Here is a 15,895-nt window from a genome sequence, read left to right as displayed (position 1 = left end):
GGGCACCGGCGCGAGCCCGAGCCGTCGCCGGTCTCAGTACGAGGAGTCGTCCATCTCCAGCCGTGTCTCCTCGGCGTCGAGCATCAGCTGCGCCCGCCGCAGGATGCGCGAGGAGTACACCCCGCGACCGCGCGCCTCCAGCAGCGCCTCACGCTCGGCGTTCAGCACCGCCCGGCGCAGATGCAGGTACTGCCCCTGCGGTCCGAGCGGATCGTCCGCCTCGCGCTCGACCTGCTCCCACGCCACCTGCGAGCGCGTCAGCGTGTCGCGGCGGACCCGCTCCAGCACCCGCTCGCCGACGCTCCCCTCCGGCAGATCGTCGACCGCCTCCGGCAGCGCCTGGATCCCGGTCGCCGCCACCTCGTCGAGCAGGGTGGCGAGCTCGCGGCGGTCGGCGTCGCCGTCGCTGCCCTGGATGCCCGTCACCCGGATGAGCGCGGGCAGCGTCGCGCCCTGCAGCAGCAGGGTCACCACCGCGACCGTGAAGGCGATGAGGATCAGCTGCGAGCGGTACGGCGTCTCCCCGGGCAGCGACTGCGCCGCCGCGAGGGTGACCACGCCGCGCATCCCGGACCAGGAGAGGATGACGCCGCCCCGCCAGCCGAACGCCTCGCTCGTCGTCGCCGCGAGGTCCGTCTCCCGCCGCTGGTACAGCCGCTCCGCGCGCTGCTGCCGGCGGACGAACCGCTCGTCGCTGCTGGCGCTGTTGCGCAGCCGCATCACCCCGACCGCGAGCCGCCGGTTGATCCGCTCGGCCCGCCGGCCGGAGCCGCGCAGCCAGAGAAGCAGCGGCCAGACGAAGAGGGTGCGCAGCACGATCAGGATCACGACCGTCGCGAGCCCGAGCAGGACCGCGGTGTCGACGCCGACGCCGCCCGGCTCGATGTCGCCGACGATCGCCTTGATCTCGGCGCCCATCAGCAGGAAGACGCCGTTCTCGAGCAGGAACTGCGCGGTCCGCCAGTTGACCCGCTCGCTGATCCGGGACTGCGGGCTGAGGAAGCGCGCGCTGTTGTGCCCGGTGTAGATGCCGGTGACGACGACCGCGAGGACCCCCGAGGCACCGAGCTCCTCCGCCGGGATGTAGGCGAGGAAGGGGACCGCGAAGGACACCGCCGTGTCGAGGACGGGGTCGCGAAGCTTCGACCGCACGAACACGGTCAGCACGCCCATCACCAGCCCGAGCGCGACGGCCATCACGACCGAGTAGACGAAGAGCACGCCGACCTCGCCGATGTCGATGGCGTCGCTCGAGACGGACGCGCCGACCACCGCGGTCGCGGCCGTCGCGGCGCGCAGCAGCACGAGTGCCGACGCGTCGTTGACGAGGCTCTCGCCCTCGAGCACGGTGACGAGCCGCGGCGGAAGGCCGAGCTTCTTGCCGATCGAGGTGGCGGCGACCGCATCGGTCGGACTGACCACCGCACCGAGCGCGATCGCGGCCGGGAGGCTGAGATCCGGCAGCAGCATGTAGAGGAAGAAGCCGACGACGAGCGCCGTGACGACCACGAGCAGCACCGAGAGCCCGAAGATCGAGCGCAGGTTCCGCCGGAAGTCGGCCAGCGGCACCTGGATCGCCGCCGAGTAGAGCAGCGGCGGCAGGACCCCCGCGAGGATCAGCTCCGGCTCGACCTCGATCTCCGGCACGCCGGGGAGGTAGGACGCGCCGATGCCGATGACGACGAGGAGCAGCGGCGCGGCCACCCCGAGCCTGCTCGAGAACCGCGCGACCGTGACGACGGTGATGATCCCGACGACTCCGAGCAGCGCGTAATCCACGCTCTCAGGCTACCGGGCCCACCGACCGTCCCTCTGGCAGACCGGCGGCGGCGGGGTCAGTACCAGCCGACGCTCTCGGAGTGCGCCCAGGCACCGCACGGCGAGCCGTAGCGCCCCGAGATGTAGCCGAGGCCCCAGGTGATCTGGGTGCTGGCGTTGGTCTGCCAGTCGCCGGCGACGGTCGCCATCTTGCTGCCGGGGAGCGCCTGCGGGATGCCGTAGGCACCGCTCGACTTGTTCTCGGCGTAGACGTTCCAGCCCGACTCGCGGGTCCAGAGCAGAACGAGGCAGTCGTACTCGCTGTCGGCCCAGCCGCGCTGCACGATCTGGTCGTAGGCGATGGCCTTCGCCGAGCCGGGATCCGGAGCGGCCGACCGGGCGACGGGCGCTGCGACGGCGGCCTCCTCCTCGTCGTCCTCCTCGACGACGGCCTGCTTCGACTTCGTCGGAGTGGGGGTCGGCGTCGGAGTGGGCGTGGGGGTCGGCTTCGCCTGCGCGTCGAAGGTGTCGCGCTGGACGGTGCGCTCGACGGCGGCCTCGGCGACGACGAGGCGCTGAGCCGGATCGCCGTTGAAGCGCTCGGGCGCCTGGTAGAAGGGGGATGCGACGGCACCGCTCGACGGGTCGACCGCGCTCACGGCGACGAAGCCGATCGAGGCGGCGAAGGCGAGGAACGCCAGCGGGAGACGGGTCCGGGACCGACGGGCCGCCGGGCGCTTCGAGGTCTCGACCGAGGATCGGGAGACGGGTGGCTGCGCGACGGACGTTCTCTGATGCATACCCACGATCACGAAAGCATAACGGACGCCCTCAGGATCCGCCAGTGCACGGCCTTCCGCTCAGCGCACCGCCAGCATCACGTCGACCACGGCGTCGAGCACGAGGTCCACCTGGGGCTCGGAGTAGCCGCCGCGCTGCGGCGCGAACGACACGGTCCGGACGTCGTCGACGGTGAGCACGGAGCCGTCGCGGAAGTAGCCCGAGACGCGGTCGGAGAAGGCGTCGACCTGGCGGATGTTGTAGCCGGTGGTCAGCACGCCGGCGCGGGTGAAGCGCTCCCGCGCAGGCCGGGCCAGGCGGTTCACGATCTCCTGCGCGGTGTCGCGGGCGTTCTGGAGCCACGCCTCCTCGCCCTGCTCCGCGATGGCGAACTGCCGCTCGCGCACGGCGAACGCGTCCTCGAGGCGCTCGAGCGCCGCGTCGACGTGTGGAGCCGAGTAGCCGCCCTTCTTCAGCGAGAAGGCGGTGTGCCGCAGATCGGCCGCGCGCAGGTCCGCCGGGCCGCCCGAGAGCTGGGCGTAGGCGTCCCTGGCCGAGGCGAGGAAGGAGTCGACCTCGTCCGTGTCGTAGCCGGGCCGGGACTCGCGCGCGCGGGGGAAGGGAGCGTCCATCCCGTCATTCTGCCAAGACGGCGGCCCGGTCCGGGAATCGGCGCGTCGATCGGGTGGGGCGGCGACCCGGTGCGCGGGGACCGGGTGCGCGACGACCCGGTGCGTGACGACCCGGTGCGCGAGGACTCAGTGCGCGAAGACGAAGTACAGCACGTACGCCGCGGCCGCCGACGGGAGGATCGAGTCGAGCCGGTCGAGGAACCCGCCGTGACCCGGCAGCCAGGAGCTCATGTCCTTGATGCCGATGTCGCGCTTGATCAGCGACTCGGCGAGGTCGCCGAGGGTCGCGGTCAGCAGGATGACGCCGCCGAAGACCGCGCCGACCCACCAGGGCTGACCGAGGAGCAGGACGGCGAGCAGCACGCCGACGCCGACGCCGGCGGCCGCGGCACCCGCGAACCCCTCCCAGGTCTTCTTCGGGCTGATCCGCGGCGCCATCGGGTGCTTGCCCCAGGTCAGACCGCTGGCGTAGGCGCCGGTGTCGACCACGATCACCAGGATCAGGAAGGACAGCGCCCAGAGCTGGCCGCCCTCCTCCGCGACGAGGCGGATCGCGAAGGCGCCGAGGAAGGTGACGTAGATCTGCACGAAGGCGCCGAGGCCCACATCGAGCAGCAGCTCGCGCCCTGTCGACCGCGTCCGGCGGAAGAGCTGCTCGCCCAGCCGCCAGAGGGCGACCAGGGCCGAGCCGCCGAGGACGGCGAACCAGGCGGCCTGCATCCCGCCGTAGTAGGCCGCCGGAACGGCCACCACCGCGACGACCCCGGTGGGGATGCGCGGGATGTCCCGGCCGGCCTGCCGCAGGGCGTTCGACAGCTCCAGCGCCGCCAGCAGCACCAGCGCGCCGGCCAGCACCATGAAGAGCTCTTTGATCACCAGCAGACTGACGACCATCGCGCCGCCGCCGATCAGGCCGATGATCGTCGCGGAGACGAGGTTGCGGCCGGAGCGGGCGGTGAGGCGCTCGTTGGTCGCCTCGAGCTGGGCCCGGGTGGCCTCGAGCTGGCGCTCGACATCGGCGCGCCCCTGCTGGGCCCGCGCGCGCAGGGCGTCGCGCGTGACCATCCGCGAACCCCGGGCGCCCGGAACGTGCGGCGCCGGAGCGTCGTCGCTGCTCTCGGGTTCCTCGGGGTTCACGGGCACGGCACTACACCTCGAGCAGTTCGGATTCCTTGCGCTTGAGCGCCTCGTCGATGGCGTCCACGTGCTGCTTGGTCAGGGCCTCGAGCTCCTTCTCCCCGCGGGAGAGCTCGTCGTCGCCGATGTCGCCCTTGAGCGCGTCGAGGTCGCTCTTGGCGCTGCGGCGGATGTTGCGGACGGCGATCTTCGCGTCCTCCGCCTTCGTGCGGACGATCTTCACGAACTCCTTCCGGCGCTCGGCCGTGAGCTCGGGCAGGTTGATCCGGATGACCGAGCCGTCGTTGGTCGGGTTGGCGCCGAGGTTCGGCATGTCCCGGATGGCCTGCTCGATGTCGCGGAGCGCGCCCTTGTCGTAGGGGGTGACGAGCAGGGTGCGCGCCTCGATGTTCTGCAGCGACGCGAGCTGCGACAGCGGGGTGGGCGTGCCGTAGTAGCTCACGAGCACCTTCTGGAACAGACCCGGGTTCGCCCGGCCGGTGCGCACCGTGGAGAAGTCCTCCTTGGCGACCCCGACGGCCTTGTCCATCTTGACGGTCGCGTCGGCCAGTACATCCGAGATCACAGGGGGCTCCTTAAGAGAGAGAAGTGGTCAGTCTAGTTCGAGGCGGGAGTGCCCTAGTTGGAGACCAGGGTGCCGAGCCGGGCTCCCCGGATGGCGGCCGCGACGTTGCCGGCCGGCTCCATCCCGAAGACCTGCATCGGCATCCCGTTGTCCATGCAGAGGCTGAAGGCGGTCGAGTCGACGACCTTCAGGCCGCGCTGCAGCGCTTCCAGGTAGGTGAGCGTGTCGAGCTTCTTCGCGTCCGGGGTGGTCCGCGGGTCGGCGTCGTAGACCCCGTCCACGCCGTTCTTCGCGACGAGCACGACATCGGCGTGCGTCTCGAGCGCGCGCTGCGCGGCGACGGTGTCGGTGGAGAAGTAGGGCAGGCCCGCACCGGCGCCGAAGATCACGACGCGGCCCTTCTCCATGTGCCGGATCGCCCGGCGGGGGATGTAGGGCTCGGCGACCTGGGTCATCGCGATCGCGGACTGGACGCGCGTCTCCGCACCGGCCTGCTCGAGGAAGTCCTGCAGGGCGAGGGCGTTCATCACCGTGCCGAGCATGCCCATGTAGTCCGCGCGACCGCGGTCCATGCCGCGCTGCGAGAGCTCGGCACCGCGGAAGAAGTTGCCACCGCCGACGACCACCGAGATCTCGACCTCCGTCGCGGCATCGGCGATCTCGCGGGCGAGAGCGCTGATCACATCGGGGTTCACACCGAGAGTGCCGGCACCGAACGCCTCTCCCGACAGCTTCAGCAGCACCCTGCGGCGCTTGCCCGTCGTCTTCGCATCCGTCTCCGTCATGGACGTTTCCTCCCGTAGACCCGTACAAACCTATCCCGCGCGGAGCACGCCCCGCGACCACGCCCGGGCACCTCCCCCGGGCAGAGCGAAGGGAGCCCGGGTCGACTGAACGACCCGGACTCCCTCCGCCGTGCGTGCTACGCGCCGACCTTGAAGCGGGCGAAGCCCGACACGGTCAGACCGGCGTCCGCCACGACCTTGCTGATGGACAGCTTGTTGTCCTTGGCGTAGTCCTGGTCGAGCAGCGCGACCTGCTTGAAGTACGCGTTGACGCGACCCTCGATGATCTTCGGCAGGGCGGCCTCGGGCTTGCCCTCGCCGCGCGAGATCTCCTCGACGATGCGGCGCTCGTTGTCGACCTCCGACTGCGGCACGTCCTCGCGCGACAGGTAGGAGGGGTTGGCGAACGAGATGTGCTGCGCGATCGAGCGGGCGGTCTCCGCGTCGTCTCCCGAGTAGCCCAGGACCACGCCGACCTGCGGCGGCAGGTCCTTGTTGGTCTTGTGCAGGTAGACGGCGAAGTGCTCGCCGGAGACGGCGGCGACGCGGCGCAGCTCGACCTTCTCGCCGAGGATCGCGGCCTCGTCGTTGATGAGGTCGGCGACGGTCTTGTCGCCGGCGGGGGCGGCGAGGCCCTCCTCGACGGTGGTGGCGCCGGCGGCGACGACCGCGGCGAGCACGCCGTCGGCCAGGGCGATGAACTTGGTGCCCTTGGCGACGAAGTCGGTCTCGCAGGCGAGCTCGATCAGGGTGGCGACGCCGTCCTTCTCGGCGGCGGCGACGAGGCCCTCGCTCGTGGAGCGGTCGGCGCGCTTCGCGTTGCCCTTGGCACCCTTGAGGCGGAGGATCTCGACCGCCTTGTCCAGGTCGCCGTCGGCCTCGACGAGCGCGTTCTTGGTGTCGACCATGCCGGTTCCGAGCTGCTCGCGCAGCGTCTTGACGTCAGCGAGGCTGAAATTAGCCATAGTTCTGCGGACTCCTCTTGTCTGTGCCCGGCCGGCGCGGCGCTTCGAGCGCCTGCGCCCGTCCGGACGTCGTGGTCTGCCGTTCCCGCGGCGACGGGCCTCGGTCTCGAGGACTCCATCACGCCGGAGTGTCGGCGGTTCTGATTCGTGGTGGACGTGCACCGAATGAGCAGGGGCCGGACGGGCGCTCGCGCGACCCGTCCGACCCCCGGCTCAGAGCGGGTGTCAGACGGACGCGGGGGTCTCGTCGGTCGCGGACTCGGCGGGAGCCTCGGCCTCGGCGACGGCCTCGTCGGCGGTGGCGAGCTCGGCGTCGGCGACCTTCTCGGTCTCGGCGCCGGCCTGCTCGGCGGGCTCCTGGACGTCGGACGCCGGGGCGTCGGTCGCGGCGGCGTCGGTCGAGGCGGCGGAGTCGTCGCTCGTGGTGAGCAGCTCCTTCTCCCACTCGGCCAGCGGCTCGACGGCGGAGACGTTGCCCTCGGCCTCGGGCTTCTGGTGACGCTGGATGAGGCCCTCGGCCGCGGCGTCGGCGACGATGCGGGTGAGCAGGCTCACCGAGCGGATCGCGTCGTCGTTGCCCGGGATCGGGTACTGGACCTCGTCCGGGTCGCAGTTCGTGTCGAGGATGCCGATGACCGGGATGCCCAGCTTCTTGGCCTCGTCGATCGCGAGGTGCTCCTTCTTGGTGTCGACGACCCAGAGGGCCGACGGCGTCTTCGAGAGGTTGCGGATGCCGCCGAGCGACTTGTGCAGCTTGTCGAGCTCCCGCTTCTTGATGAGGAGCTCCTTCTTGGTGAAGCCGCTCTTCGTCGTGTCGTCGAAGTCCAGCTCCTCGAGCTCCTTCATGCGCGCGAGGCGCTTGGAGACCGTCTGGAAGTTGGTGAGGAGGCCACCGAGCCAGCGCTGGTTGACGTAGGGCTGGCCGACGCGGGTCGCCTGCTCGGAGATCGCGTTCTGCGCCTGCTTCTTCGTGCCGACGAAGAGGATGGTGCCGCCGTGGGCGACCGTCTCCTTGACGAAGTCGTAGGTCTTGTCGATGTAGGCCAGCGACTGCTGGAGGTCGATGATGTAGCTGCCCGAGCGCTCGGTCAGGATGAAGCGCTTCATCTTCGGGTTCCAGCGACGGGTCTGGTGCCCGAAGTGGACGCCGCTGTCGAGCAGCTGGCGCATGGTGACGACTGCCATGAGTCGTTCTCCTTCTCTGGGGCTCGGGCGCACGACGGCGCCGAACTCCCGTTCGGTTGTCCGCGACGGCCGGTCGGCACGTCGCCCTGGCGCCCGGCGCGCTCCCGCCCTCCTCGCGCAGGGCGAAGGGGACCGTGGGGAGCGTTGGCCGAATGGGCGCGCGTAGTCACCCCGACGAGCGAGGTGCTCCGAGAAGCCTAGCACCAGGACGGCCGCCTCCCCCGCGGGTGCGGGAGGGCGGCCGTCGGTGTCGCGAGGTGCGGCGCTACTTGCGCGCCGACTTCATCACGGTGCGGATGTGCAGGGTGTCCATCTCCTCCAGCGAGCGGCCCTTGGTCTCGGGCACGAACATGAAGACGAAGAAGAACGAGATCAGCGCGAAGGCCGCGTAGAGGCCGTAGGCGAGGGTCAGCGAGACGTCCTGCGACAGGATCGGGAAGGTCACCGTGATCGCGAAGTTGGCGATCCACTGCGCCGAGGCGGCGAGGCCCAGGGCGGCGGCGCGGATCCGGTTCGGGAAGATCTCGCCGAGCAGCACCCAGACCAGCGGGCCCCAGGTCGCGCCGAAGAAGACGACGAAGGCGTTGGCCGAGACCAGCGCGATCGGGCCCCAGGCGCCGGGCAGCGAGACGTCCTCGCCGCTGATCGTCGACTGGCTGAAGGCGAGCGCCATCAGTCCGAGCGAGATCGCCATGCCGGCGGAGCCGACGAGCAGCAGCGGCTTCCGGCCGACCTTGTCCACCAGGAAGATCGCGACGAAGGTGACCACGACGTTGACCACCGAGGTGAAGACCGAGATGGCGAAGGAGTTCGACTCGTCGAAGCCGACGGCGCTCCAGAGCGAGGTCGAGTAGTAGAAGATCACGTTGATGCCGACGAACTGCTGGAACACCGAGAGCAGGATGCCGACCCAGACGACCGGCAGCAGGCCGAGCGCCGGTCCGCGCAGGCTCGAGCGCTGGGCGTTCTCGGCGTCCTCGTCGATCTTCTTCTGGATGTCGGCGAGCGCCTCGTCCACCTCGTCGCGCGGAGTCACCGTCGCGAGGACCTTGCGCGCGTCCTCCGAGCGGCCACGTGTCGCGAGGTAGCGCGGCGACTCGGGCAGCGTCAGGGCGAGCAGACCGTAGATGACGGCCGGAACGGCGCAGGCGATGAACATCCAGCGCCAGGCCGCGACGCCGAACCAGTAGGGCTCGGACGCGCCGCCGGCGCCCTCCGCGATGATCGTGTCCGAGAGCAGCGCGGCGAAGATGCCGAGCGTGATCGCGAGCTGCTGGAGCGATGCGAGCGCCCCGCGGATCGCCTTCGGCGCGATCTCGGAGATGTAGGTGGGGGCGATCACCGAGGCGATGCCGATGCCCAGGCCGCCGACGACGCGCCAGAGGACGAGGTCCCACACGGCGAAGGCCGCGCCCGCGCCGATCGAGGAGATGAAGAAGAGGCCTGCGCCGAGCAGCATGACCTTGATGCGGCCCCAGCGGTCGGCGAGGCGACCTGCCAGGTAGGCGCCGAGTGCGCAGCCGAGGAGGGCCGACGCGACGGCGAAGCCGATCAGCGCGGCCGAGAGCTCGAACTCGCCCTGCACCGCCTCGACCGCTCCGTTGACCACGGACGAGTCGAAGCCGAAGAGGAAGCCGCCGACCGCCGCCGCGATGGCGAGACCGATCACCTTCCTCTTCAGTTTCGCCGCCGAGGGGTTCGGGATGGTGTCAGATCGTCCGCTGGTCATGGTCGTCTCCGATTCTCGCCGCCGGTGGGTGCGGTGTCTCCGCGCCCGCTCCGGATCACAGGCACGTTACTCCCGCCTGCGAATGTCCCGGGGCGGGTTGCGGAGTGGGGTTGACCTCGTCGTCCTCCACAGCGGACCCTGTGGTCGTCTTCTCCCCCGGTCGCGCGGCGGGTCGCCCGCGCCGCCCGGCGGAGGACGAGGGTGTGCGGATGGCTGCTCGTCTCCTCCTCCGCCACTTCCGCCCGGGCGTGTTCGCGGTGCTCGCTCTGCTCGCCGCGATGCTCTGGACGCCGCCGGTGGACGGCTTCTCGGTGGTCGAGCCGTGGCGGGCGCCGGCTCACCGCTACGCCGCGGGCCACCGCGGGATCGATCTCGCTGCCACGGCGGGTGCTCCGGTGCGGGCCGTCGCGGACGGCCGGGTGTCGTTCGCGGGGCGGGTGGTCGATCGGAGCGTGGTCAGCATCGCGCATGCCGACGGGCTGGTGTCGAGCGTGGAGCCGGTGGAGCCGTCCGTCGCGGAGAGCCAGGAGGTGCGCGCGGGGGACGTGATCGGCACCGTGGGCGCGGGTGGGCACTGCGACGGCTCGTGCGTGCACCTCGGGGTGCGCGAGGACGGGGAGTACGTGAACCCGATGCGGTTCTTCGGCGGGATCCCGCGGGCGGTGCTGCTGCCGATGGACGGGGTGGCCGCGCAGGCGGTCGCCGATCCGTGGCAGGCGGCGGTGACTGCGGCGCGCTCAGGCGCGCGGGTGAGCGAGGCGGTAGGCCTCGCGGATCCGCTCGGTCGAGACGTGGGTGTAGATCTGCGTGGTGCCGAGACTCGCGTGGCCGAGCAGCTCCTGCACGGCGCGGAGGTCCGCTCCCCCGTCGAGCAGGTGCGTCGCCGCGGTGTGCCGGAGGGTGTGCGGGCCGGACGGGCCGGAGCCCTGGCCGCCGTCGAGGAGCCGGGCGACGACGCCGTAGACGGTGCGCGGGGTGAGGCGGGCGCCGCGTCGGCCGAGGAGCAGGGCCGACGTGCTCGCGCCGGTCGCGGTCACGTCCGGGAGCAGCTGCGGGCGGGCCTTCTCCAGGTAGGCGATGAGCGCCTCCTTCGCGGGCACGCCGAACGGCACGACGCGCTGCTTGCTCCCCTTGCCGGTGACCAGCACGGTGAGCCGGCTCAGGTCGAGGTCGCCGACGTCGATCGCCACGAGCTCGGAGACGCGGATGCCGGACGCGTAGAGGAGCTCGACGATCGCCAGGTCGCGCAGGGCCACCGGGTCCTCGGTCGCCCCGCGCGCAGCGACCACGTCGATCAGGTGCTCGGTCTGCGGCTCCGTGAGCACGCGCGGCAGGGGGCGCCCGCCCTTCGGGGTGCGCAGGCGCGCGGCGACGTCGATCGGCAGGCGCTCGGAGCGCTGCGCCCAGGACGAGAAGGAGCGGACGGCCGCGGTCCGCCGGGCGAGCGTCGCGCGGGCGACACCGGTCTGCGACTCGTGCCAGAGCCAGTCGCGCAGCAGCTCGAGGTCGAGCTGGGCGAGCATCGGCTGCTTCCGGCTCGCGGCGAAGTCGATCAGCGTCGAGAGGTCGGCGCGGTAGCCCCGAGCCGTAGCCGGTGAGAGCGAGCGCTCGTCGAGGACGTAGCGGAGGAAGTCCTCGACGGCCGCCGCGAGCGGCTCGCCGCGCGGCGGTCCGTCGTGCGGTCGTGCGTCGAAGGGACGAGTGTCAGCCATCGGTCCCCGGCATCCGCGACCACAGGTCGATGCGGCCCTGCTCGTCGAGACTCTCGAGCTTCTCGATCAGGTCGGTGCCGAAGCGGGTGGCGATCGGAGCCGTCGCACTCGGGACGAGCGAGGTGGCGACGGTCTCCGGGTGCACGTGCACGAGCGAGAAGCTCTGCGCGCCGTCGATGCCGGCGAGCTCGCGCTCCGGAGCGCCGAGGTCCATCGTGTAGCTGGTCGCTCCGGCGACGAAGACCGGGACGCCGGCGAAGGTGGCGGCCGTCGAATAGTGCAGATGCCCGCCGAGGATCGCGCGCACGTCGGTCCCGCGCACCACCTCCTCCAGCCGGTCCATCCCGCGGAGCTCGAGCACGGTCATCGCCCCGAGCGGCGTCGGGAGCGGCGGGTGGTGCAGCGCGAGGATCGTGCCGAGCGGGGCGGGCGTCGCGAGCTCGGCGGCGAGGGACTCGAGCTGCTCGCCGGTCAGCGCACCGTGGTGGTAGCCGGGCACCGCGCTGTCGAGCGCGATGAGCCGCAACCCGCCGAGGTCGACGACCTGGTCCATCGGAGCCTCGCCCGACGCGTCACTCTCCTCCTGGTCGAGGAGGACACGACGGAACGCACCGCGCTCGTCGTGGTTGCCCATCACCCAGACGATCGGGCAGTCGAAGCGCTCTCCTACGGGATCGAGCACGTCCCTCACCCGCCGGTAGGCGTCCGCCTCGCCCCGGTCTGCGACGTCGCCGGTGACGAGGATCGCGTCGAGGCGACCGCCGCGCTCGACGAGCCGCGCGACCGCCTGCTCGAGCCGGGACACCGTGTCGACCCGCCCGTAGAGCGGAGCCCCCTCCGCGAGGAAGTGCGTGTCGCTGAGGTGCGCGATCACCCGGTCGGCGGCCCGGAAGTGCCCGAGCTGCGGATGCTCCGGCTGCGTCCTCGTCGTCGTCTCGTCACCCATGCGGCTCCCCTCGCTGCTTGTTCGACAGCGTAGGGCGCACCGCCGACAGCGCCCCGGCGGCTCGGCGGCAGGCCGTGCGTGCGGGATGCTCCGGACGGGCTGCTTCTCCGTGGATCGAGGCGGGGCCTCTCCCCCGTGCCTTGAGAGGCCGGAAGAACCTCCTCCCGCGAGTCGCTCGCCTTCGGGCGTCGTCGAGGATCGGATGCCACGCCGGCCGGCGAGGGACGGAGCGGAACGTCACCCGGTCCTCCTGCGGCGGACCGCCACCTCCCCTCACCCGCTTCTCATGCGGCTGCCCTCCACCTCCCCTCCGCGTCGCGCTGGACGAGTCCGGTCGCGAGGCAGGTCCCGAGCACATCGAGTGTCTCGGGGACGGACAGGCCGAAGCGCTGCGCGAGCGCCTCGGTCTCGTGCGCACCGTCCGCGCGGAGGACGTCCAGGACGCGCGACGCCGTCCGTGAGACCTCCGGTGCAGCAGCGAGCACCGCGGAGATGCCGAGCAGCTCGACGACCTCCGGAGCCGACGTCACGCAGGTCGCGGCGTACTCCCGGAGGAGACGGTGGCAGCCCGCGGACGAGGCGCTCGTCACAGGTCCGGGCACGGCACCGAGCGGGCGCCCGAGCGCCGCCGCGTGGCCGGCGGTGTTCAACGACCCGGAGCGGGCGCCCGCCTCCACGACGACCGTGGCGGCAGTCGTTGCGGCGATGAGCCGATTGCGCTGCAGGAAGCGCCAGCGCGTCGGCGTCGTGCCCGGCGGCACCTCCGTCACCACGGAGCAGCCGGGCGTCGCGATGACGCGGTGCAGGAGGTCGCTGTGTGCCGTCGGGTAGAGCCTGTCGGAGCCGCCGGCGAGGAAGGCGACCGTGCGGCCGCCCGCCCCGAGGGCCGCCTTGTGCGCGACCGCGTCGATCCCGAAGGCGGCTCCGGAGACGATGAGGACGCCGCGCTCGGCGGTGCCGGCGGCGAGGTCCGCGGCGACGTGCTCGCCGTAGCCGGTCGCGGCGCGGGCCCCGACGACAGCCAGCCGGTGCGGAGCGGCGAGCGCTAGCGGATCGCCGCGACTCCAGAGCACGAACGGCGCGTGCTCCCCCAGATCGGCGAGCGGCTGCGGCCAGCCTTGGCAGCCCGGCAGCAGCAGGCGTGCGTCGAGACGGTGCGCGATCTCCAGGCGGCGGAGGAGCAGGGCCCTGTCGACCCGGGGGCGCCAGCGCGCCAGACCTGCGGCGAGGACCCGCGTTCCGCTGCGGGAGTCGTCCCCGTCGCTCTCTCCGTCGCCTGTCGAGTCGAACGAGTTCTCGGAGCTGCCGTTCTCCGCGGCAGCGTCATCCGCGCATCCGGTCCCCCTCCGGCGCACGTCCGCCGCCGCCGCCTCCGCGAGGATCTCCCCCGCCGACGCCGTCCCCACCACCTTCGCGAGCGCGCCGCCAGCGCCGAATCGCTCGATCAGCGTCCCGGCCACCGCATCGCCCGGCTCGGCGAGCGAGGACCAGGCCGCGCGCGCGAGCGCCTCCACCGGATCGGACTCGCTGTCCTCGGGAAGCAGCCGCCGCGCGAGGCGCGTCTCGGTCCGGTCGAAGAGCTCGGCGACGGCCGTCACGAGCCCGCTCCCCGCAGAATCAGTGCGCGGGCGAGGTGACTCGCAGCGGGGCGGTCGACCTCGTCGAGGTCGGCGAGCGTCCAGGCGAGTCGCAGCACGCGGTCGTAGCCGCGCATCGTCACCAGACCACGCTCCAGGGCCAGGTCGAGGGTGCCCGACTCCCGGGCGGTCGGGCGCTGCGGGCTCGCGCGGAGCCACGCGCCGTCGACCTCGGCGTTCACCGACCACGGTGTGCCTGCCAAGCGCGCTCGAGCACGGGCGCGCGCGGCGACCACTCGCGCGCGAGCCTGCGCCGTCGAGAGCCCCGGCTCGTCTCGACGGACGGCGAGCTGTGCCGCGCCGATGCGCCGGACCGTCAGCCGGATGTCGACGCGGTCGAGCAGCGGGCCGCTGAGCCGTGCCAGGTAGCGGCGCCGCACCGGCGGGGAGCACGAGCAGATCTCACCCCGGATGCCGTGGCGGCCGCAGGGACACGGGTTCGCCGCGAGCACGAGCTGCACGCGGGCCGGGAACTCCGCCGTGACGTTCGCGCGGTGGATGCGGATCACGCCCGATTCGAGCGGCTGCCGCAGCGCGTCGAGGGCGACGGTCGAGAACTCCGGAGCTTCGTCCAGGAAGAGGACGCCGCGGGTGGCGCGTGCCACGGCTCCCGGTCGGATCCTCCCGCTGCCTCCGCCGACGATCGCCGCGGCGGACGCGGAGTGGTGCGGGCTCTCGAAGGGCGGGCGCCTCACCAGTGCCCCGCCGGTGTGCTCGCCGACGAGCGAGCGCATGCAGGTCGCCTCGAGCGCGGCCTCGTCGTCGAGATCCGGCAGGATCCCGGGCAGGCGTGACGCGAGCATCGTCTTGCCGGCTCCGGGCGGACCGAGCAGGAACACGTGGTGGCCACCGGCCGCCGCGGCGATCATCGCGGACGCCGCTTCCTCGTTGCCGATCACGTCCGCGAAGTCGAGCCGGGACTCCGGTTCACGAACGGCAGGAGGCGCAGCAGAGCGCTCTGGAAAGACCGGCACGTCCCACTCCGCCCCGTGCCAGACGGCGGCTGCCGCGAGGGACGAGACAGGGATGACGTCCACACCGTCCACCAGCTCGGCTTCGAGACGGTCGTCCTCGGGCACCATCACCCGGTGTCGTCCGGCTCGGGCTGCGGCGAGCACCGCGGGCAGCACACCCGGCACCGATTGCAGTCGCCCGTCGAGCCCGAGCTCGCCGATGTGCACCACCGCGGCGACAGACTCCCGGTTCACCTCCCCCAGCGCCGCCAGCGCCGCGAGCCCGATCGCGAGATCGAACGCGGACCCGTGCTTGGGCATCGCCGCCGGCGACAGGTTCACCGTCATCTTGTACTCCGCGATCCCGCTCCCCGAGTTGATCGCCGCGGAACGCACCCGCTCCTTCGCCTGCGACAGCGCCGCATCCGGCAGACCGATGATCACCATCCCCGGAGTGCCGTCCGCCGAGTGCGCCTCCACTCCCACCACGGCACCGGTGAAGCCGACCAGACCGACCGCGGACGTCCGCCCCAGCCCCATCACGCCACCGCCCGCACGTGCCGCACCTGACACGGCACACCCTCCGGAGCGACGATGCCGACCGCATCGATGCGCAGGTGCCGCGAGCGCTCGTCGTGCTCCCGCGCCCACGCGTATGCCAGCCGGCGCAGCCGCTGCGCCTTCACCCGCGTGATCGCCTCGATCGGCAACCCGAACCGCGTCGAGGACCGCGTCTTCACCTCCACCACCACCAACGCCGCACCCTCGCGCGCCACGATGTCCAGCTCCCCCTCACGCACCCGCCAATTGCGGTCGAGGATCTCAAATCCCCGCTCCCGTAGGTGCGCCGCAGCGATGTCCTCGCCGCGACGGCCCAACTCGTCCTTGTCCATGCAGAACCTCCCGAGGGAAGGGTCGCGGAAGCAGCGTCTACATTGACGACGAGTTTTGAGAACTGTGAATAAGACCAAGACTACTGCGATGTGGAGGAGCGTCGCAGGACTCACTGGGACTCTAACGACCTTTTACACGCCTAACATGCAAGGTGTTGCAGTCGAAGACTCTCCTGACCCTCGAGAATCACGACAGCTCTAATCATAGAGTTAAAGGG

At 71.8% G+C, this 15,895-nt stretch carries 14 protein-coding genes; all 14 read right to left on the bottom strand.

The genetic code is table 11. The features are described from left to right. Positions 1–33: 33 nt before the first annotated feature. Entirely contained in the window at positions 34–1,779 is a 1,746-nt protein-coding gene (locus tag GTU73_RS09570; protein WP_160088941.1) for a sodium:proton antiporter, read from the bottom strand. Between the two features lie 56 nt (positions 1,780–1,835). After that, positions 1,836–2,558, bottom strand: a complete 723-nt coding sequence (locus tag GTU73_RS09565) for a lytic transglycosylase domain-containing protein (RefSeq protein WP_160088939.1) — start codon at positions 2,556–2,558, stop codon at positions 1,836–1,838. A gap of 60 nt (positions 2,559–2,618) precedes the next feature. Continuing rightward, complete coding sequence (locus GTU73_RS09560) at positions 2,619–3,170, bottom strand: DivIVA domain-containing protein (RefSeq protein WP_160088937.1); 552 nt, start codon at positions 3,168–3,170, stop codon at positions 2,619–2,621. A gap of 126 nt (positions 3,171–3,296) precedes the next feature. Next, positions 3,297–4,235, bottom strand: a complete 939-nt coding sequence (locus GTU73_RS09555) for a phosphatidate cytidylyltransferase (RefSeq protein WP_160088935.1) — start codon at positions 4,233–4,235, stop codon at positions 3,297–3,299. A gap of 82 nt (positions 4,236–4,317) precedes the next feature. Continuing rightward, positions 4,318–4,872 carry a ribosome recycling factor gene (frr, locus tag GTU73_RS09550; protein WP_123445733.1) on the bottom strand — a complete coding sequence of 185 codons (555 nt, stop codon included), beginning with the start codon at positions 4,870–4,872 and terminating at the stop codon, positions 4,318–4,320. Between the two features lie 53 nt (positions 4,873–4,925). After that, complete coding sequence (gene pyrH, locus GTU73_RS09545; protein ID WP_160088933.1) at positions 4,926–5,657, bottom strand: UMP kinase; 732 nt, start codon at positions 5,655–5,657, stop codon at positions 4,926–4,928. 137 nt (positions 5,658–5,794) lie between these two features. Then, positions 5,795–6,622 carry a translation elongation factor Ts gene (gene tsf, locus GTU73_RS09540; RefSeq protein ID WP_160088931.1) on the bottom strand — a complete coding sequence of 276 codons (828 nt, stop codon included), beginning with the start codon at positions 6,620–6,622 and terminating at the stop codon, positions 5,795–5,797. Positions 6,623–6,847: 225 nt separating this feature from the next. Beyond that, the gene (rpsB, locus tag GTU73_RS09535) at positions 6,848–7,807 is read right to left on the bottom strand and encodes a 30S ribosomal protein S2 (protein WP_160088929.1); all 960 of its coding nucleotides are present in this window, start codon (positions 7,805–7,807) and stop codon (positions 6,848–6,850) included. 265 nt (positions 7,808–8,072) lie between these two features. After that, positions 8,073–9,536, bottom strand: coding sequence for a sugar porter family MFS transporter (locus GTU73_RS09530; RefSeq protein WP_160088927.1), 1,464 nt, complete (start codon positions 9,534–9,536; stop codon positions 8,073–8,075). A gap of 737 nt (positions 9,537–10,273) precedes the next feature. Then, positions 10,274–11,248, bottom strand: coding sequence for a tyrosine recombinase XerC (locus tag GTU73_RS09520; RefSeq protein WP_160088925.1), 975 nt, complete (start codon positions 11,246–11,248; stop codon positions 10,274–10,276). Continuing rightward, positions 11,241–12,194 (bottom strand): phosphodiesterase, encoded by a 954-nt coding sequence (locus GTU73_RS09515; protein ID WP_160088923.1) that lies wholly within the window; start codon positions 12,192–12,194, stop codon positions 11,241–11,243. Before GTU73_RS09515 ends, GTU73_RS09520 begins: the two co-directional genes overlap by 8 nt. 284 nt (positions 12,195–12,478) lie before the next feature. Continuing rightward, a complete protein-coding gene (gene dprA, locus GTU73_RS09510) occupies positions 12,479–13,792 on the bottom strand; it encodes a DNA-processing protein DprA (RefSeq protein ID WP_244231835.1) in 1,314 nt (437 codons plus the stop codon). Continuing rightward, positions 13,789–15,324 (bottom strand): YifB family Mg chelatase-like AAA ATPase, encoded by a 1,536-nt coding sequence (locus GTU73_RS09505; RefSeq protein ID WP_160091305.1) that lies wholly within the window; start codon positions 15,322–15,324, stop codon positions 13,789–13,791. The genes dprA and GTU73_RS09505 overlap by 4 nt, the downstream gene beginning before the upstream one ends. Continuing rightward, a complete protein-coding gene (locus GTU73_RS09500; protein WP_160088921.1) occupies positions 15,324–15,677 on the bottom strand; it encodes a YraN family protein in 354 nt (117 codons plus the stop codon). The genes GTU73_RS09505 and GTU73_RS09500 overlap by 1 nt, the downstream gene beginning before the upstream one ends. Positions 15,678–15,895 lie beyond the last annotated feature (218 nt).

The organism is Rathayibacter sp. VKM Ac-2804, from assembly GCF_009866655.1.
Classification (GTDB): domain Bacteria; phylum Actinomycetota; class Actinomycetes; order Actinomycetales; family Microbacteriaceae; genus Rathayibacter.
Note: the sequence above shows the minus strand (reverse complement) of the source record. Positions and strands in the feature narration are given on the sequence as shown.